Genomic DNA, 25,907 nt, shown 5'->3' on the forward strand with positions numbered 1-25,907 from the left:
GCCCGGTCATCCGGTGACGACGTCGCGCCGGTTGACGGCCGCGACACCGGCGAGGGACAGCGTGACGCCCAGCCCGAGCAGGATCAGCAGCGCCCCGCCGTCCGGCTGCGGACCGGCGATGTCCGGCACGTGCCGGAAGAAGCCGAGGTCCTGCACCCGCCGCGGCACGTCGAGCAGGTCGCCGAGCAGCGCCAGGCCGGCGTTCGCGACGAGCGGCAGCCAGGCGAGGCCGGCCAGCCGCGTGCTGATCCCGACCAGCAGGACGGCGCAGCCCGCCGTCGCGACCGCCGCCGGCCACTGCCCGACGGAGTAGGCGAACGCCCGCGCCGCGATGTCGTCGCCCTCGATGGCGACCGGTGTGATCAACGCACCGAGCAGCCCGGTGGCCGCCAGGATCACCGCGCAGCCGGCGACGGTGACGGCGAACTGGGCGGCCAGCGGCGCCCACCGGCGTACGCCGGCGGCCAGCACGACGTCGGTCAGCCCGGCCCGCTCGGCGTGCGCGCCGGCCAGCACCGACAGCACCGCGTACCCGCAGACCACGATGCCCACGACGGTGCCGGAGTAGGCCAGGTAGCCGGCGGCGGCGTCGCCGGCGCCGAGCTGGGCGCCGAGGAACCCGCCGATGTCGCCGTCGCGGCGCTGCGCGACGACGCCGGAGCCCATCGCGGAGAAGAGGGTGCCGATGGCCGCGACGGCCACGGTCCAGGCGAGCAGCGACGCCCGGCCGAGCCGCGCGGCGAGCCCGACCGTGCCGCGCAGCCGCAGCCGGCCGGGCCGGGTGTGCCGGCGGCGCAGCAGCCCGGCCCCGAACTCGCGCCGGGCGGACAGCAGCCCGGCCAGCCCGGCCAGCGCCGCCGCGCCGAGCGCGGCGGGCAGGAGCGCCCACCAGCGGTCACCGGTGTACGGCTGGACCGCCGCCCGCAGCCCCAGCGGGGTGAACCAGTTCAAGGTCCCGACCTGCCGCACGTCGGCGACCGCCCGGAGGGCGAACGCGGCGCCCACCGCGGCGAGGCCGAGCAGCCGCGCCTGCCCGGCCGACGCCGCCACCTGCGCCAGCCCGGCGGTGAGGGCGCTGACGAGCAGGAACGTCAGCCCGACGACCGCGCCGAGCGCCACCGACCCGGGCCAGGTGATCCCGTCCACGTGCCCGGCGGCGAGGCCCGGGACGGCGGCGCAGCCGACGGTGAGCACGGTCGCGACGCCGGCCAGCACGGTCGACGCGCTGCGCAGCGGCTGGTGCGGCGCGACGCCGCAGCCGCGGACCAGTTCGAGGCTGCCGTCGTCCTCGGCGGCCCGGGTGAGCGACACCGTCACCAGCACGGCCAGCACGGCGGCCAGGATGGTGACGAAGGCGCCCATCTCCCAGGCGAACAGCTGCGCGGGTGTGCCCGGCTCGGGCAGCCGGCCGTAGAGCAGCGTCGTGGCCGGGTTGTGCCGGGCGAGTTCGGCGGCCGTGCGGCGCTGCCCGTCGGTGGCGTAGGTGTGCTGGTAGCTCCACACGGTGCCGCCGAGCCCGACCAGCAGGAGCAGCCACGACCCGAGCAGCAGCCGGTGCCGGCGCAGCAGCAGGCGGGTGAGGGTCATCGCGCCGCCACCGCGTAGTGCCGCAGGAACAGGTCCTCCAGCCGGGCCGGGGTGCAGGTGATGTCCTCGGCCTCCGCGTCGGCGAGCACCCCGAGCACCGCCGGCACCCGGTCGCGCGGCACGCTGAGCCGCAGCACGCCGGCCTCGTGCCGGACGTCGACCCCGAGCTGTCGCAGCCGGTCGGCGACGACGTCGGCGTGTTCGGCCCCGGGCCGGGCGGTGATCGTGGAGGCGGCGAGGTGACGCAGGTCGGCCAGCCGGCCGGCCTCCACCAGCCGGCCGTCCTTGACGATGGTCACCACCTCGCACAGCTCCTCGACCTCGGCGAGGATGTGGCTGGACAGCAGGACGGTCCGCCCGGCGGCGGCCGCCTCGCGCACGCAGCGCCGGAACAGCTCCTCCATCAGCGGGTCGAGCCCGGAGGTGGGCTCGTCGAGCAGCAGCAGGTCGGTACGCGCGGCGAATGCGGCGACCAGCGCCACCTTCTGCCGGTTGCCCTTGGAGTAGGTGCCGACCCGGCGGTGGGTGTCGAGGGCGAAGTCGTCGACGAGGCGGCGTTCGGCCCGGGTGTCCCGGCTGCCCCGCAGGCCGGCGAGGGCGTCGAGCACCTCCTGGCCGGTGAGGTTCGGCCAGAGGGAGACGTCGCCGGGGACGTAGGAGATCCGCCGGGTCACCTCGGCGGCGTGACCGGCCGGGTCGAGCCCGAGGACCCGGACGTGGCCGGCGGTCGCCCGGTACAGGCCGAGCAGGACACGGATCACGGTCGATTTGCCCGCGCCGTTGGGCCCCAGGAACCCGTGTACGGTGCCCGCGGCGACGTCCAGGTCGAGACCGTCGACCGCGGTGAACGTCCCGAACCGCTTCACCAGGCCCGCGACGTGGATGGCCGGTTCTGTCACTCTGCTCGTCCCTTCTCGATGACGGCGATCAGCGCGTCGGCGATGGCGCGGTGCAGCCGGCGCTGGCGCGGGTCGGCGAGCCGCACGTAGAGATCGGCGGCCCGGCGGGCCACGTCCAGGTCCAGTGACCGCACGATGCCGGGCAGTTCAGTCCCCAGTTGCCGGCTGAGGCGGTCGACCACGCCGTCGGCGATCCGCGCGATCTCCCGCTCGTCGAGCAGTTCGAGACGTTCGGCCCGCTCGGCGATCCGCTGGAACAGGTCGAGGCTCTCGGCGAGCCCCGCGTCGGTGAGCCCGGCATAGACGATCGCCGACTCCGCCGGCATGTCACCCCGGTAGAAGGCCAGCTCCATGAAGTCGCGTTCCCGGCGGATCACCCGCCGCGCCTTCTCGTCGGTGGCGCGCGCCGCCATCTGGTCGTAGAAGCGCGCGATGACGGGCGGCATCGGCGACAGCTGGCCGCCCCGTTCGACGCCCGCGATCAGCCCGGTGAGGCGCTCACGCTGGGCGTACAGTTCGGCGAGCTGCTCGTCGAGCGCCGCGACGCCGGCCCGCAGGTCGGCCAGGGCCGACTCCCGGCCCGCGTCGTCCGCGCGCGACCCGGCCGCGGCCTGACCGTCGAGCATCGTGGCGATGGTGGCCAGCGGGATCCCAGCCTGGCCGAGCCAGCGCACCCGCACGAGCCGGGCGAGATGCGTCATGTCGTAGTCGCGGGCCCCGTCCCGTCGCGCCGGGACGGGCAGCAGGCCGATCTGGTGGTAGTACCGGATCGTGCGGACGGTGGTGCCGGTCAGAGCGGCGAGCTCCTTGATGCGCACCCGGCCAGTGTCGACTGTGACGTGACGTCACAGTCAAGCCCCGGCGGGGGCGGCTCGGCGTCCGGCCCGCGCGGTCAGTGGGGGCGGTGTGCGGCCAGGTGGGCCAGGACCGTCTGGTTGGCCTCCCAGCCGTCCGGGAACTTCACCGGCGCGTCCAGGTGTACCCGCTCGGTCGACGGGTGGGCGTCCAGCAGCTCCGGGATCCCGGCCCGCGCCACCACCAGGCACGCGTGCCGGTGCCGCGACGCCAGCACGCACAGCCGCCCCGACTCCAGGTGGAACGCGGTGGCGTCGCGCCGCCCGGACAGCGGGTGCAGCACGATCGTCACGTCGTACTCCCGGCCCTGCAGGCGGTTGGCGGTGTCCACGGTGATGCCGGCGCCGGCCGCGCCGAGCTGCGACCGGATCGCCGCCGCCTGGTCGCGGTGCGCGGCGCCGACGGCGATCCGGTCCGCGGTCACCGGCGCGCCGCCGGGGGCCTGCTCGGAGACGGCGACCGCGCCGCGCCGCAGCACCCGCAGCGCCAGTTCCGCGCAGGCCGCCGCGGCCTCTGAGTCGGTACGCAGGGTGTGCCGGGCCGGCAGCTCGTACAGCCCCCAGCCGGTGCTCGCCGCGACGTCGACGGTCGCGTCGATCGCATCCCCGGGCCCGGCCCCGGTGAACGTCAACGCCCGGTCGGCCGGCCCGGTGCCGGCCCGGAACCCGGTGAACGGGTAGAACGCCGCCGCGACCACCGGCGCCGCCGTCGCGGGCAGCCGCCACGACACCGGCAGCCGGTGTACGGGCAGCTCGGGGTTGTGCCGCAGCAGGGTGGCCACCGCCGACTGCATCGGGTCCCAGGTCAGCCCGGTCCAGCGGGCGGTCTCGACGGTGGAGAACGGGTCGAGCTGGCCGGGATCGCCGACGAACAGCGCCCGCTCGAACCGTCCGGCCACGCGCAGCAGGGCGTCCGAGCGCATCTGGTACGCCTCGTCGACGATCGCCCACGGCCAGGTGCCCTCGGGGACCGTGGCCCACTTGGCGGCCGTACCGATGACGACGGCCGGACCGCCGAGGTCGGCGACCTTCGCGGCGACCCGGACGGTGGCGTGCTCCCTCACCCGGTCCGACGGCCGGTAGTCGGTCGCGGAGAGCCGGCCGATGCGCAGCTCGGGGGCCTTGCGGGCGAGCCGGTCGATGAGGTCGTCGACCTGCTCGTTGGTCTGCGCGACGATGATCAGCGGGTCGCCGGTGGCGGCGAGTTCGGTGGCGGCGCGGACCACGAGGGTGGACTTGCCGGCGCCGGGTGGGGAGTCGACGACGACGCCCCGGTGGTCGCCGGCGCGCAGGTCGGCCAGCACGGCGGTGATCACCCGTTCCGCCTCGACGGCGGGCGGCACCTGGATCCCGGTGCGCATCGACGCCACCTCCCCGAACGTGTGTCCTCGGGACCCTACCCGGCCGTCTGCCCGGTCGAACCGGCCGCCGGGACCGGCCCGGCTCAGGCGAAGTCGAACACGAGCGGGAAGGCGAGGACGACCGTCCAGGCCCACGCTGCGTACACGATCATGTAGCGGGTCTGCCAGCGTTCCAGCCGGGCGAAGGGCATGCGGCCACGCACGAAGCCGAGGAACAGCCATGCCGACCACGCCAGGTTGGTGAGCAGGATGAGGTTCTCGCCCAGAGCCGCCGTCTTGTTGGGGCTGAAGCCGAATTCGGTGATCCGACCGGTGATCGCCAGCAGCACCATGACGTCGATGATCAGAGCGCTGACGACCAGCGCGAGCTGCAGACGGTCGAACAGGCCGGGCCGGGCCGTGAGGTCGCGGGCGGAGATGGCGTACAACAGCAGGCCCAGCACGACGACGAGCAGCAGGTCGAAGAGGATGAGCACGTCGCGCTCGACGTGAATGCCGCTGGTGGTCCAGATGATGGCGACCAGGAAGGCCAGCAGTGTGGCCGCGAACAGCGGCGTGAAGACGCGGGTCAGCACCGGTGCCATGTTCTCGATGACGCTCTGCTTGGCCTCCACCAGCCAGGCCGCCACGACGACCGCGGCCATCGCGCCGCACGGCAGCAGCCACGATCCGATGAATTCCTCGGCGTCGACCCCGATGGCGCGGAAGGTGCCGGCCGTGAAGGCCGTGAGCACGCCGCCGCCCAGCCCGAGGAGGGCGAAGTAGATCAGCCACTCCCCGGTGAACCGGATGAAGTCCATCCGCCGCCGGCCGGAACGCCAGTCCCCGCCCATGTAGGCGACGCCGACCAACAGCCACAACGCGATCGGCAGGTGGATCGCCGTGAGCGTGCTGCTCTGCGAGTCGTCGGCCAGCGGATACGCGTTCGCGGCGACCGCGCCGATGACGAACAGCGACGCGAGCACCCCGATGACGCGCGGGCCGAGCCGGCGTTGCCAGGCGAAGTACGCGGCCAGCGCCGGCAGCGCGAAGAGGCTGAAGTTGCGCTGGTAGAAGGCGACGTCGTCGTCCGCTGACAGGTCGAACCCGAACCAGCCCGGCACCTTGATCGCGAGCGCCGCGACGGCCGCGCACAGCACCATGACCGGCAGCTCGCGCCGGGACCGGGCGGCGGTGGCCGCGTCCGGCTCCCCCGGCAGCACGAGCTGCTTCCACAGCCGCTCGGAATGCTCGCGGGCGAACTCCCGCGACAGCTCGTCGAGGCTGCCCATGCGTTTGACGGCGATGAGGAACGCCTCGTCGTCTCGCAGGCCGCCCTCGGTCAGCTCGGTGATCCGGCTGCGGAGGTGGTCTTCCAGCTCCTCGGCGTCGGTGTGGTGCAGCTCCCGGCGGCGGTGCATGTAGGCCCGCCACTCGGCGATCTGGCCCTCCAGATCGTGGTCGCGGTCGACGGTCATCGCCCTGCCTCCCAGACCGGTGCCGGGATCGGCTTGATGGACTGGGCCGTGGTCCAGATGCCCCGCAGGGCGTCGACGACGGTGGCCCACTGCCGGCGCTGCTCGGCGAGCTCGACCCGGCCCTGGTCGGTGATGCGGTAGTACTTGCGGCGGCGTCCCCCGGGCGGGGTCTCCCAGGCCGACTCGACGTGGCCGAGCCGCTCCAGGCGGTGCAGCAGCGGGTAGAGCAGGCCGTCGGTCCACTCCAGCTGCCCGTCCGACAGCTCGTTGACCTGCTTGAGGATGGCGTAGCCGTAGCTCTCGCCCTCGGCGAGGATCCCCAGCACGAGCGGGGTCGCCGAAGCGGCGACCAGATCCTTGGTGATGCGCATGTAACCACCCCAACCCTAGAACTGCAATGCATAGTAGTTCTAGGGTTGGTGTCGGCGCAATCCCGGAGCTAACGGGGTCCCATGTCGGCGGGGAAGCGTTCGTGGCCCAGCACGGCGAGCAGCTGCAGCTTCTCGTGGCCCTCGCTGCGCGGCGGCGCGGTGAGCACGAGCAGCGCCTGGGACTGGTCCTCGGTGAACAGCGCCTGGCAGTCCAGCTCGATCGGGCCGAGCTCGGGGTGGACGAGCGTCTTGTGGTCGGCGAAGCGCTGGGCGACCTCGTGCCGCTCCCACAGCTCGGCGAACTCCGGGCTCAGCTTCTGCAGGGTGCGCACCAGCTCACCGGCGCGCGACCGGGGGCCCATCGACCCGTACGCGGCGCGCAGGTTGGCGACCTGGGCGCGGCTCTGCCGGTCGCGGTCGTCCTCCGGGTAGCGCAGCCGCTCGGCGGGGTCGGTGAACCAGCGGTAGATCTCGCTGCGGGCCAGGCCCGTGTAGCCGGACCTGTCGCCGAACAGGGCCTCGGCCAGCCGGTTCTGCACCAGGACCTCGCCGAGGTTGGACAGGATGAGCGCCGGGGTGTCGTCGAGCCGGTCCAGCACCCGCAGCAACGCCGGGGCGACGTGCGTCGCCGTGGACACCGACGCCGGGGCGTTGTGCCCCGCCACCCGGAACAGGTAGTCCCGCTCGTGGGCCGTCAGCCGCAGCGCCCGGGCGAGCGAGGCGAGCATCTGCGGGCTCGGCTGCGGGCCGCGCTGCTGTTCGAGGCGGGTGTAGTAGTCGGTCGACATGGCGGCGAGGGCGGCGACCTCCTCCCGCCGCAGGCCCGGCGCGCGCCGGCGGGCACCCGCCGCCAGACCGACGTCCCCGGGCTGCAGCGCCTCGCGACGGCGGCGCAGGAAATCGGCCAGTTCTGCACGGTCCATGGCCCCAGTATCCGCCGGTCACGCGGGCCAACCAGGGATCGCGGATCCCCCGACAAGCGATCTCTGCCCCCGGCACCCGGCCACCGGCCATGCTCGGGACATGAACATCTCCGGGAACACCATCTTCATCCCCGGCTCGACGACCGGGATCGGCCTCGCCCTCGCCCTGGAGCTGCGGGCCAAGGGCAACACGGTCATCGTCGGCGGGCGGCGCACCGACCTGCTCGAGCAGATCGCCGCGGAGCACCCCGACATCGACACCGTGGCGATCGACACGACGAGCGCCGTGAGCATCGAGACCGCCGCGAAGGAGGTGCTGGCGAAGCACCCCGACCTCAACGTGCTGGTCACGATGGCCGGCATCATGCGCGTCGAGGACTGGCACCAGCCCGACACCTTCCTCGCCTCGGCCGAGTCGATCATCACGACCAACGTGCTCGGCCCGATCCGCCTCATCGCCGCGTTCGTCGAGCACCTGCGGGCACAGCCGGACGCCACGATCATGACGGTCTCCTCCGGTCTCGCGTTCGCGCCGTTGAAGGTCACCCCGAGCTACAACGCCTCGAAGGCCGCGATCCACATGCTCAGCGAGTCGATCCGGCTGCAGCTCGCCGACACCAGCGTGAAGGTCGTGGAGCTGGAGCCGCCGGCCGTGCGCACCGCGCTGCTGCCCGGCCAGGAGACCAGCGAGTTCGCCATGCCGCTCGACGAGTTCGTGGCGGAGGTGGTCGGGCTGATCGAGGCGCAGCCCGACGCGAAGGAGATCCAGGTCGAGCGGGTGAAGTTCCTCCGGTACGGCGAGGCGCGCGGCGACTACGACCAGGTCGTGGCGACCCTCAACCGGGCCGACCCGCACGGCAAGTAGGAGTCGTACCCTGGCCGGACGTGACGTAGGGAACAACCTTCGGCCGGCCGACCCGGCCGGCCAACGTAGGCTGACTAGCTTGGAGGCTCCAGGGAGTCGCCCCCGACCCACCTCAGGCCTCGCGCACCGCATCGGGGTCTTCGTGCACTACCGCCAGGGAGGGCGCATGCAGTCGCGCACCGATCTCATCGAGGACCTGATGGGGCGCTTTCCCCACGTGCCGAAAGAGGCGGTCATCAAGGAGGACCTGCTGCGTGGTGGCCTGGCCTTCGACGACTCGGCGTTGACCGACAACGAGAGCGGGGCGGTCAAGCCCAAGTCGTACTTCATCTTCTCCTTCGACCACCGGACCCTGCCGGACCTGGGCACCGCCGCGCTGCGCCGGCCGCCGGAGGAGATCGTGCTCACCGGCGGCCCGTACGGGCTGCGCCGCACGGTCGTCTCCGTCCGCACCAATCCCGACTCGCCGTACCGCGTCAAGGACGACGGCGACGGCCGGCTGCGGTTGTTCCTGGACGGCCGGCCGGTCGCCGACGTCGGGCTGCCCCCGATGCCGGACTACTACCGGCACACCCTCGCGAACGGGAAGTCGGTGATGGAGGTGGCGCCGACGATCCAGTGGGGCTACCTCATCTACCTGACCGTGTTCCGGGTCTGCCAGTACTTCGGCGCCAAGGAGGAGTGCCAGTACTGCGACATCAACCACAACTGGCGTCAGCACAAGCAGGCCGGCCGCCCGTACACCGGGGTCAAGCCCGTCGATGAGGTGCTGGAGGCGCTGGAGATCATCGACCGGCACGACACCACGGGCGCGTCGCAGGCCTACACCCTGACCGGCGGCAGCATCACGTCGAAGGTCGACGGGCTGGCCGAGGCCGACTTCTACGGCCGGTACGCCCAGGCGATCGAGGAGCGGTTCCCGGGCCGGTGGATCGGCAAGGTGGTCGCCCAGGCGCTGCCCCGGGCCGACGTGCAGCGGTTCCACGACTACGGCATCCGGATCTACCACCCCAACTACGAGGTGTGGGACAAGCGGCTGTTCGAGCTCTACTGCCCCGGCAAGGAGCGGTACGTGGGCCGGGAGGAGTGGCACCGGCGGATCCTCGACTCCGCGGAGGTCTTCGGGCCGCGTAACGTCATCCCGAACTTCGTCGCCGGCGTCGAGATGGCTGCCCCGTACGGCTTCACCAGCGTGGACGAGGCGATCGACTCGACCACCGAGGGCCTGCGGTACTTCATGTCCCGCGGCATCACCCCACGGTTCACCACCTGGTGCCCCGAGCCGACCACCCCGCTCGGCCGGACCAACCCGCAGGGCGCGCCGCTGGAATACCACATCCGGCTGCTGGAGGCCTACGCCGCGACCATGAAGGCCAACGGCCTGTCCAGCCCGCCCGGGTACGGCCCGGCCGGCCCAGGCCGAGCGGTCTTCTCGGTCAGCTCGTTCATGGACAGCCTGCCCGCCGAACCGGAACCGGCGTCGTAACGGGCCTGCTGCTCGGGGCTGCCGCCGGGTCCACCCGGTCGGCTCGCCGGGATTGCCGGCCGTTTTCCGTGCCGGGGTGTTGCCCGTCGCGGTTCAGCGGGTGAGCGCTGCGAGGAAGTCGTCGACGAGTCGGGTCTGCCTCGCGGCCGGCAGCCGCTCGGGGTCGAACAGCGCCTGGACCACCAGGCCGTGGGTGAACGCCAACACGGTCGTCGCGAGCCTGCCCGGGTCACCGTCGGGAAGCTCGCCCAGCCGTTGGGCCTCCTCGATGGCGGTGCGCAGGCCTGCCCGGATGCGCTCGTAGCGGAGACCTTGGGCGGCGAACAGGTCGGGGTCGGAGAGGGCGACGTCCCAGGAGCCGACCCAGATCCGGTTCATCGCCGCCGCGTCGGGGGTCAGCGGGAGGATGTTGAGGATCTGCGTGCGCAGTGCGGCCAGTCCGGGCGCGGGGGCGGCTTGCCGGGGGCGCTGCGCGGTGCGTACCTCGAGGATGTCGAGGGCGTGGGCGATCAGTTCGCGCTTGCCCGCGAAGTAGTGGGTGACGAGTCCGGTCGAGGAGCCGAGGGCCGCCGCGACGGCGCGCATGGTGAGACCGCCGAAGCCGTGCTCGGCCAGGACCTGCCAGACCGCCTCCGAGACGTCCTGGCGGCGGGAGTCGTGGTCGGTTCGTGCGGGGGTCATGGCCTGTTAGCGTACATGCCAAACGTTTGTTATGTACGGAGGCTGTGATGATCGCGCTGCCCCTCGCCCCCTCGGCCATGCTGCGCCCGCTCGAGCCGGGGCACGCCGAGGAGTTCCTCGCCCACCTGGACCGGGCGCGCGAGCACATCGCGCCGTGGGTCTCGCCCGCGTTCGTCGCCCGCGACGTCGGCGAGGCCCGCGCGGTGCTGCGGCGTTACGCGGACAAGCGGGCTCAGGACAGCGGCGGCATCTGGGGCATCTGGCTGGACGGCTGCCTGGTCGGCGGCGTCATGTTCGTTTCCTTCGACACCGCGCTGGGTGTCTGTGAAGCGGGCTGCTGGCTGGAGCCCGGCGCGCAGGGCCAGGGCCTGATCACCCGCGCCGCGGGACAGATCATCGACTGGGCCGTCGAGGAACGCGGCATTGCTCGAGTCGAGTGGCGCACCAAGTCGCGCAACGCGCGCAGCATCGCGGTCGCGCAGCGGCTGGGCATGAGTCGCGACGGAACGCTGCGTCAGGTCCACCCGGACGGGGAGGGCGGACGGACCGATCTCGAGATCTGGTCCGTGCTGGCCGACGAGTGGCGGGCCCGCCGCGCCGGCCGACCGGGCCCTGCCACCACCAGGGGCATCAGGTCCGCTGAGGTGAAGGCCGAACTCGACGGCCTGATGGCCACCTTCCTGGGCGCCTTCGCCAACCCGGGTGGCACCAGGCCGGGCGTCGAGGCCATCGAAGAGGTGTTCATCCCCGAAGGGATGATCATCAGCAACGCCGACGCGACCCCGGTGATCTACGATCTGCGCCGGTTCGTCGAACCTCGCGAGAAGATCCTCACCGACGGGACGCTGACCGAGTTCCGGGAATGGGAAACCTCGGAGACCACCGAGATCTACGGCTCGATCGCGCACCGGTTCAGCGAGTACCGCAAGTCGGGCTACCTCAACGGCGAATGGTTCGAGGGCCGGGGCATGAAGACGACCCAGTTCGTCAGAACCCCGTCGGGTTGGAAGATGAGTTCCCTGGCCTGGGACGACGAGCCGGCCCTCGGGCAGGCCACGGTAGGTGCCTGAGAGACCAGGGGTCCGGGCAGGACCTGTTGGTCCTGCCCGGGCCCCCTCTTGTCAGCGGTGCGTGCCGCGGGTGTTCAGCACGATGGCCGTGGTGATCAGCCCGGCGCCGATGAGCCCGGTCGCGCTCAGGCGATCGCCGAGGAACAGGATGGCCAGGACGGTGGCGACGAGCGGTTCCAGCAGCGCGATCAACGCTGCCGTGCTGGCCGGGGTGGTACGCAGGCCCCGGAAGTACAGGGCGTACGCGATCGCGGTGGGTACGGTGCCCAGCAGGAGCAGCAGCCCCACGGACGCCGGGGTCGGGACGAAGTCCATGCCGGATGTCACCATGGCCGCGGCGGCGAGCACGGCACCGCCGATCGCGAAGCTCACGCCGGTCCCAGTGAGATCGTCGAGACCGGCGACGGGCCGGGTGCCGATGAGTGTCATCGTGGCGAAGCCGGCTGCCGACAGCAGCGCCAGTCCGGCTCCGGCGAGCAGGCTCGTGGCGGTGATGCCGCCGGACGGGGTGCCGACGAGCAGCGCCAGCCCGCCCACGGCCAGCGCCATCGTGGCGAGCATCGACGCGCTGACCCGCCGCCGTCCGGCGACCCATTCGGCGGACAGGACCAGGGCGGGTGAGGCGCCGATGGTGAGCAGGGTGGCGAGGCTGACATTGGTCAGTGACACCGCGGCGAAGAAGCAGGCCTGGAAGAGCGCGGCGAGCGCCCCGTTCACAACCATCCGGGCCCAGGCGCGCCGGCCGCGGGGCAGCGGTTTCCGGGCCGCGCAGGGCCAGGTGATGACGAGCAGGCCGCCGGCGGCGAGCCGGTAGGCCGCCACTGCCAGCGGTGACAGCCCCGTTTCGTGGGCGAGGAGGCTGCCGGTGGGGCCACCGGTGCCCCACAGCACGCCTGCGAGGACAAGCGACCACAGGCCGGTGGCGGAGCGTCGGGCGGCGGCCACCGGTTGTTCGGAGACAAGCATGAAGAAATCGCTCCTGCGACGAGAGGAATGGGGTCGCGGAAGCGGGGCGTACCGAACTCAGCGATGCACGGACCGCGCGCCCAGCCGGGACAGGCTGGCCACGGTGAGTAGAGGCGCCCCGCTCAGGAGCGCGGCGGGGTGATGATGTCGAAGGCCCGGCCCATGATCCGATCCTAACCACGGCCGGCGGGCGACCCGAACCCGTTTCCCGAGCCGACGCTTTCTCCGCTGCTCGTCACGAGCGACCCGTCTGGCGGCCCGGGGCCAGGGCAGCCAGGGCCGATGCCGGCTGTGCGGGGCAACACACCGCCGGGTCATCACATGCCGGACCGGTACTTCGTCCAGAGGGGTGAGACCTGCAGAAGGGAACCGCAACCATGAGAGTTCTGCTCGCGGGCGCCTCGGGCGCCGTCGGTAGGCCGCTCACCCGCCAGCTCATCGCCGCCGGCCACGAGGTGGTCGGCATCAGCCGCAGCCAGACCAACGCCGAGCGGCTGCGCAACGCCGGCGCCGAGGCCGTGGTGGCCGACGTGATGGACCGCGAGAAGCTGCTCGCCGCCGTGAGGGGCGTGCGGGCCGACACGGTCATCCACGAGTTGACCGCGTTGGGCACCACGAACATGCGGGAGGCGCTTCAGGGCACGAACAACCTGCGTACCACCGGAACGACCAACCTCCTCGCGGCCGCCCGGGCGGTCGGCGCCCACCGCTTCCTCACCCAGTCGATCGTGCTCGGGTACGGCTACCGCGACCACGGCCCGCACGTGATCACCGAGGACGCTGCGTTCGGCGAACCCGTGGGCGGCAAGCTCGGAGACGCCGTCGCAGCCATGCGATCCGCCGAGGAGCAGGTGTTCTCGGCCGACGAGATGGAGGGCATCGCGCTGCGCTACGGATTCTTCTACGGCCAGGACAGCATGACCGACATGATGGTCAACCTGCTGCGCAAGCGCCGGTTGCCGGTGCCCTCGTCGGGCGGCTTCGCCAACTTCATCTACCTGGAGGACGCCGCGGCGGCGACCGTGGCCGCCTTGGAGAAGGGGCGCGCCGGACAGGCGTACAACATCGTCGACGACGAGCCGGTGCGCTGGGGGGACTACCTGGACACGCTCGCGTCCGGACTCGGCGCGCGCCGGCCGTGGCGGGTCCCGAGCTGGATGCTGCGGGCCATCCCGTACGCCCACGCGATGATGACCACCTCGATGCGCGTCTCCAACGCCAAGGCCAAGCGCGAGCTGGGCTGGGCTCCGGCGGTGCCGACCTACCGCGAGGGCATCCCGCTGGTCGCGAAGGCGAGCCGCTGACCCTTCGGTGGGCTGACAGCTTCAGGCCACAGTGGCTGGACAGCGTGAGTATACCGAGTATGATACCCGGTATACTCACGCTGGGTGGTGGACCATGAGCATTCGCCATGCGCTGCTGGCACTACTGACCGAGGGATCGAAGTACGGCCTGCAACTACGGCAGGAGTTCGAGGCCCGCACGGGTGAGGTCTGGCCGCTCAACGTCGGGCAGGTCTACACCACGCTGCAGCGCCTCGAACGCGAAGGGCACGTCGAGTCGGACGAGGCCGGGCGTGACGGCGCGCAGCGACGGTTCCGGATCACCGCCGACGGCCAGCGCGAACTGGACCGGTGGTTGCGCACCCCGCCCGGCGCCACGCCCCCACCGCGCGACGAACTCGTCATCAAAGTGCAGGTGGCGGTGCGCATGCCCGGTGTCGACGTACGGGAGATCCTCCAGGTCCACCGCCGGCGTCTGGTCGAGGAGATGCAGCGGTACACCCACCTGAAGGCCGAGGCGGACCCGGACGACATCGCGCTGGGTCTCGTCGTGGACGCGGAGTTGTTCCGGCTCGAATCGGTGGTCCGCTGGCTCGACGCGGCCGATGCCCGGCTACGCCGCCTCCCGGCCACACCCGCCGCCGACGCGCCGAGCGACCGGGCCAAGCCCGCCGGCACGGACGCCACGGGATCCACGCCCGCCCGCGAGGGGGCCCGTCGATGAGCGCCGTGCTGAGCATGAGCCAGGTGTCCAAGGTGTACGGCGCGGGCAACGCCGCGGTGCACGCGCTGCGGCAGGTGGACCTCACCGTCGAAGCCGGTGAACTGGTGGCGATCATGGGCCCGAGCGGCTCCGGCAAGAGCACCCTGCTGACGATCGCCGGCACTCTGGAGGAGCCGACCGACGGCGCGGTGCGGGTCTGCGGGGACGATGTGTCGAGCATGTCCGCCGACGCGCGGGCCCGGATACGCCGCCGCGCCATCGGCTTCGTCTTCCAGGACTTGAACCTGCTCGCCGGGCTCTCCGCCGTGGAGAACGTGGCGCTGCCGCTCGAACTCGACGGCCTGGGCGCGCGGGCCGCCCGCGCCACCGGCCTGCGCGTACTCGAGGAGCTGGGGCTGGCCGAGCGGGCCGCGCACTTCCCCGACGACCTGTCCGGCGGCGAACGCCAGCGGGTCGCGATCGCCCGCGCCGTGGTCGGCGACCGGCGGCTGCTGCTCGCCGACGAGCCGACCGGCGCGCTGGACTCGGCCAACGGCGAGGCGGTCATGCGGATGCTCCGCGCGGCCTGCAAGCGCGGCATCGCCGGCGTGCTGGTGACCCACGACGCGCAGCTCGCGTCCTGGGCAGACCGGGTGGTGTTCCTGCGCGACGGCCGGATCGTCGACCAGACCGCGCCGTCGGTCGGCCCGGACACCCTGCTCGCCGGGGACGTCACCCCGTGACCGCGACCACCACCCCGCCGGCCACCGGCCGACCGGCGTCCCGCCGCGCCCCGGGCGGCGGCCTGCCATCCCGCCGGGCCGTCATCCGCTGGGCGGTACGGCTGTTCCACCGCGAATGGCGCCAGCAGGTGCTGACCCTCGCGCTACTCACGGTCGCTGTCATCGGGGCCACCTTCGCCGTCTCCGCGACCTACAACATGGCCTCGACGAGCGACGCGACGTTCGGGCGCGCCGACCACCTCCTCCGGCTCGACGGCGGCAACCCGGCCGAACTCGACTCCCGGCTCGCCGCCGCCCGAGCCTGGTTCGGCACGATCGACGCGATCGGCCACCGCTACCTGGAGGTGCCGGGCCGGTTCGACCCGGTCGACGTCCGGGCCCAGGACCCGCACGGCGCGTACGGGGCGCCGATGCTGGCGGTGCGGCAGGGCCGGTACCCGGCTGGCGGCGGCGAGGTGGCGGTCACCGACGGGGTGGCGCGTACGCTGCGGACCGGGCTCGGCCGGCGGGTCAGCATCGACGGCCACGACCGGCTGGTCGTCGGGGTGGTGGAGAACCCCGAGGACCTGACCGACGAGTTCGCCCTGGTGGACCCGGCGCACGCCGACCCGCCGCAGACCGTCACCGTGCTGGTCGCCGGGGACCGGGCCGCCCTGGAGGCGTTCCGCAGCACGATCGACGGTCCCCTCGTACGTGAGTCACGGCCCGGCACGACCCGTACCGTGATCGCCGCCGTCACCCTGGCGCTGGCCACCGTCGGCCTGCTGCTGGTGTCGCTGGTCGCGGCGGCCGGGTTCGTCGTGGTGGCGCAACGCCGGCTGCGGCAGCTCGGCATGCTCGCCGCGATGGGCGCCACCCGGCGGCACCTGCGGTTGGTGCTGCTGGCCAACGGCACCGTCGTGGGCGCGGTCGCGGCGGTGCTCGGCACCGCCATCGGCGTCGCCGCCTGGCTGCTGGTGGCCGGGCGGGTGGAGACCGCCGCCGGGCACCGCATCGACCGGTTCGACCTGCCCTGGCCGACGATCGGCGCGGGGATGCTGCTGGCCGTGGCGACCGCCACCGCCGCCGCCTGGTGGCCGGCGCGGGCCATCGCGCGTACGCCGATCATGAGTGCGCTGTCGGCCCGGCCGCCGCGGCCCCGACCGGCCCGACGCACCGCGACGGCCGCCGGGGTCCTGCTCGCCGCCGGCGTCACCTGCCTGACCCTGTCCGGCGGGACCAACCCGCTGCTGATCCCCGCGGGTACCGCCGCCACGGCCGCCGGGGTGCTCTTCGCCGGGCCGGCGGCGATCCGGGTGCTGGCCGCGGCGCGCGGCGGGATGCCGGTGGCCGTCCGGCTGGCGTTGACCGACCTGGTCCGCTACCAGGCCCGGGCCGGCGCGGCACTCGCCGCGATCAGTCTCGCCCTGGGGATCTCCGTGGCGGTCGTCGCCGGCTCAGCCGCCGCCGAACACCAGGCCGAGCGCGCGGCCGGGCTGGGCAACCTGGCCGACAGCCAGCTCCTGGTCCGCATCGGCCGGCCCGGCCCGGTGATCCCGGACCGCACCCCGGCGGAACTGGGCAGCCTGCAGGCCCAGCTCGACGCGATCGCCGGCCGGCTCGGCACACCCACCGTGACCCCGCTCGACATGGCGGTGGTCGCTGCGGACACCGAGCCGGGCCAGCCCGGAAGCGAGCCGGGCCATCCGGCCGTCGAGATCGGCACTCCGGTCGCCGACGGCCAGACGATGACTTCGTATCCCCTCTACGTGGCCACTCCGGCACTGCTCCGGCTCTACCGGCTCGACCCTGCGGCGGTCGCCACCGACACCGACGTGCTCACCGTCCGCACCGGGGCGCTGGAGCTGGTGAACATCCCCGAACGCCGCGTCTACCCGAAGACCCAGGCGCTGCCGGACAGCCGCTACTCCTCGATGCCGAACTCGCTGATCACCGCGAGCATGATGGCCCGCCACGGCTGGCAGCCCGCACGGGTCGGCTGGCTCGTGGACGCGGACCATCCCCTCACCGGGCCGGAACTGACCACCGCGCAGAACGTCGCCGCCAGCGCCGGCCTCACCGTCGAGTCCCGCCGGGAGCGGGCCTCGCTCGGGACGCTGCGGACCGGGGCGGTCGCCGCCGGCGCGCTGCTCGCCCTCGGCATCCTCGCCATGACCGTCGGCCTGATCCGCGGCGAGGCAGCCGGCGACCTGCGCACCCTGGCCGCGACCGGCGCACCCCGGCGGATCCGGCGCACCCTGACCGCCACGACCGCCGGGGCGCTCGCGTTCCTCGGCGCCCTTCTCGGCCTGGCCGGCGCATACGTCGGGTTGGTGAGCGTGCTGCACCGCGACCTCGACGCGCTCGCCGACGTGCCGGTCGCGCACCTGGCGGCGACGGTCGTCGGGCTGCCGGCGCTCGCCGCGGCCGCCGGGTGGGTGCTCGCCGGCCGCGAACCGCGGCCCCTGGGCCACCGCAGGCTGGACTAGTCACTCGAATCGATATTAGAAATGTTTAAGGATTCGATTAGCGGAGTCTTACGCAAACATCATTTCCGGCACCCGATGTGCCCGCCTGACCGCGCAGGGAATTGGTTTCACCGGCTCGTTGATTTCCTCGGGCCATGCTCACTAATGTTGGCCAGCGTCCGTTCCGGATGTCGGTCTCCATCTGGAGTTCCCCGGATGTGGAAGGAGCCGCACCCGTTGCCATCCGTGCGCACCCGGCCCGCCGGATCAAGTCTGCTCGCCAGAATCCTCGCCGTCGCGGTGGCCGCCATGGTGGCCGTCGCGCCGGCGGCCCACGCCCACGCCGCACCGTCGGCCGCCGAGGTGCAGCAGCAGATCGAAGCGGAGTCGCAGAAGCTCGAACCCGTCATCGAGCAGTACAACAAGGTCCGCTCGGACCTGACCGCGAACCAGCGGAGATCGGCCGAACTCAGCCGGCGGATCGAGCCACTCGGCAAGTCGGTGGAGGCCGGCCGGGCCCGGGTCCAGGAGATTGTGTCGGGGTACTACAAACGGGAGAAGTCACTTTCCACATTCAACGCTCTGCTGTCCCCCGGCTCGCCGCCGACCGCGTTGGGGGATCAGCTTGCGCTCGTGAATCAGGTCGCACATTCGGAGCAGCGACAGATCACCCAACTGTCGACCCAGCAGGCGAGCTACGACGCCGACAAGGAGAAGGTCGACGCGCTGATCGCGATCCAGCAGCGGCAGCAGTCCCAGCTGGCGGCTCGCAAGAAGGCCATCGACGCCGAGATCAAGCGGCTGGACGCGCTCCGCAAGAAGATCGCCGCGGCTGACGCGGCCAAGGCGGCCGCGGAGGCCGCGGCGGCCAGGGCCGCAGCCGCCGCGCAGTCGGCCGCCACGTCGAGCGGCACCTCGCCGATCACGTCGACCAGTTCGCTGTTCATCGGCGGGCAGTGTCCCGCCGTCGCCATCACCGGCAGCGGTGGCGTCGCGGCGAAGACGGCGTGCAAGCAGATCGGCAAGCCGTACGTGTGGGCGGCCGACGGCCCGGACTCGTTCGACTGCTCCGGCCTGACCCAGTACGCCTGGGCTGCCGCCGGAGTGCAGCTGGCCCATTACACCGGTGACCAGTGGACCTCGGGTGTGGCGGTGAGCAAGGCGAACCTTCGCACGGGTGACCTGGTCTTCTTCTACTCCGACCACCACCACGTGGGCGTCTACGTCGGCAACGGGCTGATCGTCCACGCCCCGCACACCGGGGACGTGGTCCGCATGGCGCAGCTGGCGAACATGCCGTACAGCGGCGCCCGCCGCCCCGGCTGACCGGGTGGCGGCTCGGGACGCCTACGGCGTGCCGGGCAGCCGGATCGTGACCAGGAGACCGCCGTTGGGGCTGGGGACGAGGTCGAGGGTCCCGTGGTGGGCGCGGACGATGCTGTGCACGATGGCCAGGCCGAGGCCGACGCCGGCGTGCTCGTCGGTGCGTACGCGTTCGGTGCCGCGCTGGAACGGTTCGACGAGGGTCGGTATGAGTTCCGGGGGGATCGGGTGACCGGTGTTCTCGACCTGCAGCACGGTGGTGTCGCGGTGCGCCTCGGTGTGGACCGTCACGGCGCCGTCGGCGGGGAGGTTGTGGACGATGGCGTTCTGGACGAGGTTTGTCACCATCCGCGACAGGAGTTCGGCGGAGCCGCTGGTCGGGGCCGCCCCGCCGGTGACGTCCAGCGTGATCCGGCGCTGCTCGGCGAGGGGGAGCAACGTTTCGGCGGCTTCTTCGGCGAGGAGAGAGAGGTCCACGCTCTCGCGGGTGAAGTTTCCGCGGTCGCCGCGGCTGAGCAGCAGGAGGGCCTCGATGAGGTCGATCGCCCGCGTGTTGGCAGCGTGCAGGCGTTCGATGAGTTCGTCCCGGTCCCGCGTCGGGTCCTTGCGGGCGACGTCGAGGAGCGCCCGGGAGATCGCCAACGGGGTGCGCAGTTCATGGGAGGCGTTCGCGGCGAATCTCCGCTGTTCGGCGACGTGGGATTCGAGTTGTTCGAGCATGGTGTCGAAGGCGTCGGCGAGTTCGCGGAATTCGTCCCGGCGGCCCGGCAGCCGGATCCGGTGGGAGAGCGACCCCGTCGTGGCCGTGCGGGTGGCGTCGGTGATGCGAATCAGGGGGGCGAGCATCCGGCCGGCGAGAAGCCACCCTCCCAGCAGACCGAATATCAACAGGAACACGAACACCTCGGCTGCCCGTGGGGCGAAAGCGCGGAGGAGGTCGTCGCGGCTGGGACCTGCCAGCGGGGGAAGTTCGCGGTGGCGGATCAATGGCTGTACGGCGGGTGCCTCGGGTACGTATCGCAGGAGGAACACCCACACGGCCGCGAGGAGCAACGTACCCGCGAGCATGAGAAAGCCGGCGTAGCTGGCGGTGAGTTTGAGGCGAACACTCAGACCAGGGGCTCTGTCCACGGCACTCCCTCACGCCCTCGTGTGGGGTGCTGTGTCGATGCGGTAGCCGACGCCGGGCACCGTGGCGATGATCCAGGGTTCGCCGAGCCGCTTGCGCAGCGCGGAGACGGTGATGCGCACGGCGTTGGTGAGGGGGTCGGCGTTCTCGTCCCAGGCCCGCTCCAGCAACTCCTCGGCGCTGACGACCCCGCCCTCGGCGGCGACGAGGACTTCCAGCACGGCGAACTGTTTGCGGGTGAGCGGCACGTAGCGTCCGTCGCGGAAGACCTCCCGGCGGAACGGGTCGAGCCGCAGGCCGGCGATCTCGCGGACCGGCGGCCGGGCGTACCCGCGTCTGCGGTCGAGCGCCCTCAGCCGCAGGACAAGCTCGCGCAGCTCGAACGGTTTGGTGAGGTAGTCGTCGGCGCCGAGCTCGAACCCGGAAGCCTTGTCATCGATCCGGTCGGCAGCGGTGAGCATGAGGATCGGCATACCGCTGCCGGACGCGACGATGCGCCGGGCGACCTCGTCGCCGGAGGGGCCGGGAATGTCACGGTCGAGGACCGCGAGGTCGTAGGAGTTGACGTTGAGCAGTTCCAAGGCGGAGCCGCCGTCGCCGGCGATGTCGGCGGCGATCGCCTCCAGCCGCAGACCGTCACGGACGGCTTCGGCCAGGTAGGGCTCGTCCTCCACGATCAGTACGCGCATGCCCGAACCCTACGTGCCGGCACCGGGCACGCGACTCATCCGGTCGACGGCGGCGCGGGACGCGGCTGGTCCGACGGCACCTGCGCCGTGGTACGCCACCAGTGGCGTGACGCCAGCCCGAACAACGCGGCGCCGGCCGCGTTGACCAGTACGTCATCCACCGACGACACCCGGTCCAGCCGCAGGACGTACTGTGCGGTTTCCACCAGGGCCGAGCAGCCCGCCCCGAGCGCCAGGATCCGCGGCACGGACGCCAGCACCGCGAACCGCATCGGGGCGAAGAACCCCAACGCCGCGAAGATCAGCAGGTTGCCGCCGATCCCGACCGGCCCCATCGTGACCAGATCCCGCAGCGGGACCAGGCTCACCCGACCCGGGACGACGCCGGCCCCCGGGCCCGGCATCAAGGTCATCCACACGAACGGCACCGTCCCGTAGACCATGCCCACCTCGGCCAGCGACATCCGCCACGCCGAGGTGACGCCGGCAGCACGCCGGCGCAGCGCCAGAGCCCCCACCAGCACAGCGGCCAACGGCAGGCCGACCAGCATCATGAGCAGCACCCCGTTGAACGTGTCGAAGCAGCCGTGCCACCGCCCGGCCATGCACCTCGGAGCGGACATCAGCAGCGGCCGCCGCACGACGAACGCCGCGCCCGCCAGGCCGAGGATCGCCAGGCCGACGAGCACGATCCTGCGCGTGCGGCGGGGCGGCCCTGACAGGGATGCACTCTGGTTCATGCACCCATTACAGACGCAGGGCTGTTGCTGTGGCGTATGCACTTTTGGATATGCCCGCGATATACGGAATGCCCGGCGTCGTCGCCCGGCCCCTCCACCCCGACCAGGGTTCGCGGCCAGCTGTCGACCCCGACGGCACCGGGTCCACGGCCCGTCAGCGCCCGCTCGGCCGGTAGCTCTCAGTCGATGATGTTCAGTTCGGTCAGCGCGTCGTCGGGGAGGGCCAGTGCGGCAGCGGCGACGTTCTCGCGCAGGTGGGCGACGGACGAGGTGCCGGGGATGAGCAGGATGTTCGGGGACCGGTGCAGCAGCCACGCCAGCGCCACCGCCATCGGGGTGGCCTCAAGGCGGGCGGCGACCGCGTGCATTTCCTCGGACTGCAGCGGGGAGAATCCGCCGAGCGGGAAGTAGGGCACGTAGGCGATGCCCTGCGCCGCGAGGGAGTCGACGAGAGGATCGTCGTCCCGGTTGGCGATGTTGTAGAAGTTCTGCACGCACACCACCGGCGCGATGGACTGCGCCTCGGCGACCTGCTCGGCGTTGACCGTGCTGAGCCCGAGATGCTTGATCAGCCCCTGCTGCTGCAGCTCCGCCAGGACCGTGAACGGTTCCTCGATCGAGCCGGGGGTGGGCCGGTCGAACCCGCCGACGCGCAGGTTAACCGCGTCGAGCACGTCGAGCCCGAGGCGGTCCAGGTTGTCGCGCACGGCCTGGCGCAGCTGCTCCGGCGCGAGGGCCTGCGGCCAGTTGCCCTCGGCGTCCCGCAGCGCCCCGACCTTGGTCACGATGTGCAGATCATCCGGATAGGGGTGCAGAGCCTCCCGGATGATCTCGTTGGTGACGTACGGGCCGTAGAAGTCGGCCGTGTCGATGTGGTTGATCCCCAGGTCGACGGCCTCGCGCAGCACGGCGACGGCAGCGGCGCGGTCGGCCGGTGGACCGAAGACGTGCGGGCCGGCCAGCTGCATCGCGCCGTACCCCATCCGGGTGACCGGCAGATCCCCCATCCTGAACGTCCCGCCGGGCAGGCTCGTCGACGTCATGCGGCTTCCTCTCCCTGTTGTCGCAAATCCGCGAAGTTCCCGCCGACATGGTCACCAAACGCTGGCGTCGCCGAGGAGAGCCCGGCCGCGCGGGGACCGTTGACAGCCAGCCGGGCCGGGCGGGCGCGCCGCTGGCTCAGGACCGCCCGCGGGCCAGTGGGTGGGGTTGGCCCGCTGGCACCGGCGCTGCCTCGCGGAGTGCTCGTCATCGCCGACGCTGGTCGGTCGACGGCTGGGCCGTCAGCCGAGGTTCCACATCCTTTGGCAGTTCAGCACCGCACAGCGCGCAGATGTAGTCGTCGTCGCGGACGACATTGCGCTCGCCGCAGTCAAGGCAGCGCCGGAAGACGACAGCCGCGGTGAAGCCTTCCGGGCGGCCGATACCTGCCCGGTCGAGGGCGTCCGCCACCGCCGCCCATGAAACGGGATCGGGGCAGTAGCCGGTGGACTGGTTGCTCACCTCGGCCACGACCCAGCCGTCCCGCTCGCCGGTGAGGGCGATCTCCCCCGCGCCGAGGACCTCCCCACCGCCGGCGCAGGCGACGTGCTCGCTGCGTCTCGGCGCGAGCCGCAACGTACCGGCAGGGTCGATGACGTACGTGAACGGCTCGTCACGGTCGCGCGGATCCGCGGCCGCCAGGTAGGTGTCGAGGTCGGCCGGTGATCGTATCGGGCAGCCCTCGGGAGCGTCGGCGACCGACGCCCGCACCTCCGCCGGCCCGACGTACCGGTATCGACGCCCCGGCCCCGCCACGGCACCGACCCTACGCCCGTGCGGCCACCGCCGTGCACAACCACACCGGTCTGGCAAGGATTTCCGGTTACGCGTGCCGGCGCGATCAACGGGCCGGTTGCATCCCCGCCGAAGCACCTCACTGGTCGCGGTACTTCCGCATCAGCGGGGCGCGGTCATCAGCACGGAAGCCTCGGCGGCGGCCGGTGCCGCTTTCAGTAGCTCCCCGGCGCCCGATCGCCGCGAGCATCCCGGATGCCAGCAGTTGACGACGCCGCACGACACCTCCCCGTGTCGGCCAGCCGCCGTACCGACGGCCGGACGAGACCTTAGAGCGCCCGGCAGTAGGCGTCACTTCAAGCGCTTGGTGGTGGGGCGGCCGTCCCAGCGGTAGCGCGGGGTCGCGCGGCGGATGAGCATACGCAGTGTCACGATCGCGGCGGACAGGTAGAGGTAGAAATCCACGACGCGGCTGCGCTTCTCAGTGCAGCGCCGCAGCTTGCCAAAGCCGTTCATCCACGCGTGGCTCCGTTCCACCACCCACCTCCTGCCGGCCCGGATCGAGGCGGGGACGCCCTTGCGGGCGATCTCGCCGGTGAAGCCCAACTCCCGTAGGGCACAACGGGTCTTGTCGCTGTCGTAGCCGCGGTCCAGGTTCACGTTGATTTGGTCGGGAAGCCCGCCGACCTGCTCGTCGGCGGCCTTGAGGGTGGGCACGAGCACCGGGGAGTCGTGACGGTTGGCCCCAGCCGAGACGATGCCGAGCGGGACGCCGGTGGCCTCGGCGGCCATTGAGCGCTTTAGGCCCTGTTTGCCCCGGTCCACCGGGGAGCGCCCGGCGGCCTCGCCGCCGCACGGGGCCTTGGTGATGCAGCCGTCCACGGACAGCTCGTCGAGCTCCAGGCCGATCATGCGGTCATACGCTTGCAGGGCGAGCGCGTGGATCTGCTCGGCTATTCCCAGCTGGGCCCAGTACTTGACGCGGCGTCGAATGGTGCGGTCCGAGCAGCCGGGACTGGCGATGCGTTCGTAGCCGGGGCCGTGCACCAGCGCGGCGATGACATGGTCGAAGACCACCCGGTCGGGTATGCGCGGGTTGTGGCAGCCCAGCGGGTGTGTGTCCACATGCTCAGGCAGCAACGCCGCGAACTGGTCCCACAAGGGTTCGAGCCGGCAGGACGGCAGGACGGGCACGAGATCTCCGGGAGGGGATGACGCCGACTTGTGGTGCCGCCGCTCTCGTCCCGTCCAGCGTTGCTGATGCGACCGGGGCTGCTGGGCTGGGGTCAGCGCGGGTGGAGTTGCCCGGCGGCGGGAACGTCGAGGACGAAGATGTGGCCGATGTTCGCGTCTGCGTAGCCATAGTCGACGTTTTTCATTCGGAGTTGTTGCGGGGTGGCTTCGACGATCTGGACGGCGATGGGGTCCGGGCGGCCGGGCAGGGACAGCAGCCAGTCCTGGGCCAGGTAGCTCAGCCCCATGCGGTCAAGGCACTGGCGGGCGTGATGCTCGTTGGTGGGTGCGCCGAGCGGGTGGCCGAAGACGGTGACCGGGGTGAACAGAAGCGGGTTGTCGTCGACCGGGCGCAGGTAGCCGAGGAGTTCGCTGTCCTCACGGCGGTGGTGGCGGGCCCAGTGGGCGGGGATCACGGCGGATGCTCCAATGGGTGTGCGGCGATGCCGCATCGCGTGGACAGGGCATCGCCGAGTGGTGGATCAGATCGCGTGGAAGATGCCCGAGCTGGAGGTCTGCAGCCCTCCAGCTGCCGGTAGCCCGGTCAGCTCAGGCGGGCGTCCGCGTAGGCGGCCATCGCGTCCCGCTGGTAGGCGGCGAGCCCGTCAGCGACCCGGTCGTACGCCGCGCGCCACTGTGGATCCTCGACATACGTCTGCCCGAGGGCTTTGAACGCGGCCGCGTTCGGGGTCCACATCCGGCAGATGCCCCGGTAGTGGGCATCGACCTCAGCCTGCACTGCCGGGTCGGTCGCCGGCGTGCCGGATGCCGCGAACTCGGACATGCGGACCATTGCCGCGGTCGCCTCCCGCTGCAGCCGCGCCTGGTCCTCGTCGGTGAGCGTGCCGGCGAACTGCCTCGACTGCTCCACCTCGTCAGGCCACTGCTCGCCGGCGGCCGCCTCGTATCGGGCGGCATCGAAGCCCTCGAAGAGGTTCTCCGGCCTGCTGATCTTCGCCATGTCGTGGGTGTCCTTGTCTTCCTCAAGTTCGGCGATGGTGCGGCCGACTGTGGCGGCCAGCACATCAAGCCGCTCCCGGTCCGCCAGCAGCCTCCGGTGGTGCTCCCGCAGCGCGGCCACCTGGTCGACCTGGCGCTCCAGGACCGCCGCGATCTCGCGCAGTCCCAGACCGAGTTCCCGCATCAGCAGGACCTGCTGCAGCCGCAGCAGCTCTGCCTCCTCGTAGTAGCGGTGGCCGTTGCTTCCGATGTACGCAGGAACAAGCAGCCCGATCTCGTCGTAGTGCCGCAGCGTCCGGGACGTCACCCCGGACATCCGGGCCACGTCCGCGATGGACCAGGCCATAGCCGTGCCTAATGG

Annotated in this window: 24 protein-coding genes and 1 pseudogene; 8 read left to right on the top strand and 17 right to left on the bottom strand. The window is 72.1% G+C overall.

The window, feature by feature from the left end:
* Window positions 1-6: 6 nt before the first annotated feature.
* The 7 genes from ACL02O_RS19755 to ACL02O_RS19785 form a co-directional block, all read right to left on the bottom strand.
* On the bottom strand, window positions 7-1,587 hold the full coding sequence (locus tag ACL02O_RS19755) for a hypothetical protein (protein ID WP_412819582.1): 1,581 nt from the start codon (window positions 1,585-1,587) through the stop codon (window positions 7-9).
* Window positions 1,584-2,486, bottom strand: a complete 903-nt coding sequence (locus ACL02O_RS19760; RefSeq protein ID WP_412819583.1) for an ABC transporter ATP-binding protein — start codon at window positions 2,484-2,486, stop codon at window positions 1,584-1,586. Before ACL02O_RS19760 ends, ACL02O_RS19755 begins: the two co-directional genes overlap by 4 nt.
* Complete coding sequence (locus ACL02O_RS19765; RefSeq protein ID WP_412819584.1) at window positions 2,483-3,304, bottom strand: MerR family transcriptional regulator; 822 nt, start codon at window positions 3,302-3,304, stop codon at window positions 2,483-2,485. The genes ACL02O_RS19760 and ACL02O_RS19765 overlap by 4 nt, the downstream gene beginning before the upstream one ends.
* A 74-nt stretch (window positions 3,305-3,378) precedes the next feature.
* Window positions 3,379-4,701: an AAA family ATPase gene (locus ACL02O_RS19770; protein ID WP_412819585.1), complete on the bottom strand. Its 1,323-nt coding sequence runs from the start codon at window positions 4,699-4,701 to the stop codon at window positions 3,379-3,381.
* An 83-nt stretch (window positions 4,702-4,784) separates the two neighbouring features.
* Complete coding sequence (locus tag ACL02O_RS19775) at window positions 4,785-6,158, bottom strand: permease prefix domain 1-containing protein (protein ID WP_412819586.1); 1,374 nt, start codon at window positions 6,156-6,158, stop codon at window positions 4,785-4,787.
* Window positions 6,155-6,529, bottom strand: a complete 375-nt coding sequence (locus ACL02O_RS19780; RefSeq protein WP_412819587.1) for a PadR family transcriptional regulator — start codon at window positions 6,527-6,529, stop codon at window positions 6,155-6,157. The genes ACL02O_RS19775 and ACL02O_RS19780 overlap by 4 nt, the downstream gene beginning before the upstream one ends.
* 68 nt (window positions 6,530-6,597) lie before the next feature.
* Window positions 6,598-7,452, bottom strand: coding sequence for a helix-turn-helix transcriptional regulator (locus tag ACL02O_RS19785; protein WP_412819588.1), 855 nt, complete (start codon window positions 7,450-7,452; stop codon window positions 6,598-6,600).
* Window positions 7,453-7,552: 100 nt separating this feature from the next.
* Between ACL02O_RS19785 and ACL02O_RS19790 the strand changes: the two genes are divergently transcribed.
* Window positions 7,553-8,317 carry an SDR family oxidoreductase gene (locus tag ACL02O_RS19790; RefSeq protein ID WP_412819589.1) on the top strand — a complete coding sequence of 255 codons (765 nt, stop codon included), beginning with the start codon at window positions 7,553-7,555 and terminating at the stop codon, window positions 8,315-8,317.
* 166 nt (window positions 8,318-8,483) lie between these two features.
* Window positions 8,484-9,803 carry a radical SAM protein gene (locus tag ACL02O_RS19795; RefSeq protein ID WP_412819590.1) on the top strand — a complete coding sequence of 440 codons (1,320 nt, stop codon included), beginning with the start codon at window positions 8,484-8,486 and terminating at the stop codon, window positions 9,801-9,803.
* Window positions 9,804-9,896: 93 nt separating this feature from the next.
* Here the strand turns inward: ACL02O_RS19795 and ACL02O_RS19800 are convergent, their stop codons facing one another.
* Window positions 9,897-10,484: a TetR/AcrR family transcriptional regulator gene (locus ACL02O_RS19800; RefSeq protein WP_412819591.1), complete on the bottom strand. Its 588-nt coding sequence runs from the start codon at window positions 10,482-10,484 to the stop codon at window positions 9,897-9,899.
* A gap of 47 nt (window positions 10,485-10,531) precedes the next feature.
* Here ACL02O_RS19800 and ACL02O_RS19805 point away from each other — a divergent pair.
* Window positions 10,532-11,080: pseudogene (locus ACL02O_RS19805) on the top strand (GNAT family N-acetyltransferase); the annotation flags it as partial.
* A gap of 525 nt (window positions 11,081-11,605) precedes the next feature.
* Here the strand turns inward: ACL02O_RS19805 and ACL02O_RS19810 are convergent.
* Window positions 11,606-12,520, bottom strand: coding sequence for a DMT family transporter (locus ACL02O_RS19810; RefSeq protein WP_412819592.1), 915 nt, complete (start codon window positions 12,518-12,520; stop codon window positions 11,606-11,608).
* Between the two features lie 377 nt (window positions 12,521-12,897).
* Here ACL02O_RS19810 and ACL02O_RS19815 point away from each other — a divergent pair, with 377 nt between their 5' ends.
* The 5 genes from ACL02O_RS19815 to ACL02O_RS19835 all read left to right on the top strand — a co-directional run bounded on the left by ACL02O_RS19815 (window position 12,898) and on the right by ACL02O_RS19835 (window position 19,022).
* The gene (locus tag ACL02O_RS19815) at window positions 12,898-13,824 is read left to right on the top strand and encodes an NAD-dependent epimerase/dehydratase family protein (RefSeq protein WP_412819593.1); all 927 of its coding nucleotides are present in this window, start codon (window positions 12,898-12,900) and stop codon (window positions 13,822-13,824) included.
* Window positions 13,825-13,918: 94 nt separating this feature from the next.
* Window positions 13,919-14,527 (top strand): PadR family transcriptional regulator, encoded by a 609-nt coding sequence (locus ACL02O_RS19820; protein ID WP_412819594.1) that lies wholly within the window; start codon window positions 13,919-13,921, stop codon window positions 14,525-14,527.
* Window positions 14,524-15,249, top strand: coding sequence for an ABC transporter ATP-binding protein (locus tag ACL02O_RS19825; RefSeq protein ID WP_412819595.1), 726 nt, complete (start codon window positions 14,524-14,526; stop codon window positions 15,247-15,249). Before ACL02O_RS19820 ends, ACL02O_RS19825 begins: the two co-directional genes overlap by 4 nt.
* On the top strand, window positions 15,246-17,717 hold the full coding sequence (locus ACL02O_RS19830) for an FtsX-like permease family protein (protein ID WP_412819596.1): 2,472 nt from the start codon (window positions 15,246-15,248) through the stop codon (window positions 17,715-17,717). The genes ACL02O_RS19825 and ACL02O_RS19830 overlap by 4 nt, the downstream gene beginning before the upstream one ends.
* Window positions 17,718-17,942: 225 nt before the next feature.
* Window positions 17,943-19,022: a C40 family peptidase gene (locus tag ACL02O_RS19835; protein ID WP_412819605.1), complete on the top strand. Its 1,080-nt coding sequence runs from the start codon at window positions 17,943-17,945 to the stop codon at window positions 19,020-19,022.
* A 21-nt stretch (window positions 19,023-19,043) separates the two neighbouring features.
* On the opposite strand, the gene ACL02O_RS19840 is transcribed toward ACL02O_RS19835, so the two are convergent.
* The 8 genes from ACL02O_RS19840 to ACL02O_RS19875 form a co-directional block, all read right to left on the bottom strand.
* Window positions 19,044-19,916, bottom strand: a complete 873-nt coding sequence (locus ACL02O_RS19840) for a sensor histidine kinase (protein ID WP_412819597.1) — start codon at window positions 19,914-19,916, stop codon at window positions 19,044-19,046.
* 243 nt (window positions 19,917-20,159) lie between these two features.
* Window positions 20,160-20,837, bottom strand: a complete 678-nt coding sequence (locus ACL02O_RS19845; RefSeq protein WP_412819598.1) for a response regulator transcription factor — start codon at window positions 20,835-20,837, stop codon at window positions 20,160-20,162.
* A 35-nt stretch (window positions 20,838-20,872) separates the two neighbouring features.
* A complete protein-coding gene (locus ACL02O_RS19850; RefSeq protein WP_412819599.1) occupies window positions 20,873-21,577 on the bottom strand; it encodes a VanZ family protein in 705 nt (234 codons plus the stop codon).
* Window positions 21,578-21,756: 179 nt separating this feature from the next.
* Window positions 21,757-22,620: an aldo/keto reductase family oxidoreductase gene (locus ACL02O_RS19855; RefSeq protein WP_412819600.1), complete on the bottom strand. Its 864-nt coding sequence runs from the start codon at window positions 22,618-22,620 to the stop codon at window positions 21,757-21,759.
* Between the two features lie 205 nt (window positions 22,621-22,825).
* On the bottom strand, window positions 22,826-23,374 hold the full coding sequence (locus ACL02O_RS19860) for a hypothetical protein (RefSeq protein WP_412819601.1): 549 nt from the start codon (window positions 23,372-23,374) through the stop codon (window positions 22,826-22,828).
* A gap of 330 nt (window positions 23,375-23,704) precedes the next feature.
* A complete protein-coding gene (locus ACL02O_RS19865) occupies window positions 23,705-24,547 on the bottom strand; it encodes an IS5 family transposase (protein ID WP_412819602.1) in 843 nt (280 codons plus the stop codon).
* Between the two features lie 92 nt (window positions 24,548-24,639).
* Complete coding sequence (locus tag ACL02O_RS19870; RefSeq protein ID WP_412819603.1) at window positions 24,640-25,002, bottom strand: hypothetical protein; 363 nt, start codon at window positions 25,000-25,002, stop codon at window positions 24,640-24,642.
* A gap of 128 nt (window positions 25,003-25,130) precedes the next feature.
* The coding region (locus ACL02O_RS19875; protein WP_412819604.1) for a MerR family transcriptional regulator at window positions 25,131-25,907 on the bottom strand (777 nt) is incomplete at its 5' end.

The sequence above is a fragment of the Micromonospora mangrovicola genome, from assembly GCF_047200535.1.
Lineage (GTDB): Bacteria > Actinomycetota > Actinomycetes > Mycobacteriales > Micromonosporaceae > Micromonospora.

What these genes read in the sequence shown, in the direction of transcription:
- ACL02O_RS19755 (WP_412819582.1), bottom strand. Translation starts at nt 1,587, where the DNA reads ATGACCCTCACCCGCCTGCTGCTGCGCCGGCACCGGCTGCTGCTCGGG.
- ACL02O_RS19770 (WP_412819585.1), bottom strand. Translation starts at nt 4,701, where the DNA reads ATGCGCACCGGGATCCAGGTGCCGCCCGCCGTCGAGGCGGAACGGGTG.
- ACL02O_RS19775 (WP_412819586.1), bottom strand. Translation starts at nt 6,158, where the DNA reads ATGACCGTCGACCGCGACCACGATCTGGAGGGCCAGATCGCCGAGTGG.
- ACL02O_RS19780 (WP_412819587.1), bottom strand. Translation starts at nt 6,529, where the DNA reads ATGCGCATCACCAAGGATCTGGTCGCCGCTTCGGCGACCCCGCTCGTG.
- ACL02O_RS19785 (WP_412819588.1), bottom strand. Translation starts at nt 7,452, where the DNA reads ATGGACCGTGCAGAACTGGCCGATTTCCTGCGCCGCCGTCGCGAGGCG.
- ACL02O_RS19790 (WP_412819589.1), top strand. Translation starts at nt 7,553, where the DNA reads ATGAACATCTCCGGGAACACCATCTTCATCCCCGGCTCGACGACCGGG.
- ACL02O_RS19795 (WP_412819590.1), top strand. Translation starts at nt 8,484, where the DNA reads ATGCAGTCGCGCACCGATCTCATCGAGGACCTGATGGGGCGCTTTCCC.
- ACL02O_RS19800 (WP_412819591.1), bottom strand. Translation starts at nt 10,484, where the DNA reads ATGACCCCCGCACGAACCGACCACGACTCCCGCCGCCAGGACGTCTCG.
- ACL02O_RS19810 (WP_412819592.1), bottom strand. Translation starts at nt 12,520, where the DNA reads ATGCTTGTCTCCGAACAACCGGTGGCCGCCGCCCGACGCTCCGCCACC.
- ACL02O_RS19815 (WP_412819593.1), top strand. Translation starts at nt 12,898, where the DNA reads ATGAGAGTTCTGCTCGCGGGCGCCTCGGGCGCCGTCGGTAGGCCGCTC.
- ACL02O_RS19820 (WP_412819594.1), top strand. Translation starts at nt 13,919, where the DNA reads ATGAGCATTCGCCATGCGCTGCTGGCACTACTGACCGAGGGATCGAAG.
- ACL02O_RS19825 (WP_412819595.1), top strand. Translation starts at nt 14,524, where the DNA reads ATGAGCGCCGTGCTGAGCATGAGCCAGGTGTCCAAGGTGTACGGCGCG.
- ACL02O_RS19845 (WP_412819598.1), bottom strand. Translation starts at nt 20,837, where the DNA reads ATGCGCGTACTGATCGTGGAGGACGAGCCCTACCTGGCCGAAGCCGTC.
- ACL02O_RS19850 (WP_412819599.1), bottom strand. Translation starts at nt 21,577, where the DNA reads ATGAACCAGAGTGCATCCCTGTCAGGGCCGCCCCGCCGCACGCGCAGG.
- ACL02O_RS19855 (WP_412819600.1), bottom strand. Translation starts at nt 22,620, where the DNA reads ATGACGTCGACGAGCCTGCCCGGCGGGACGTTCAGGATGGGGGATCTG.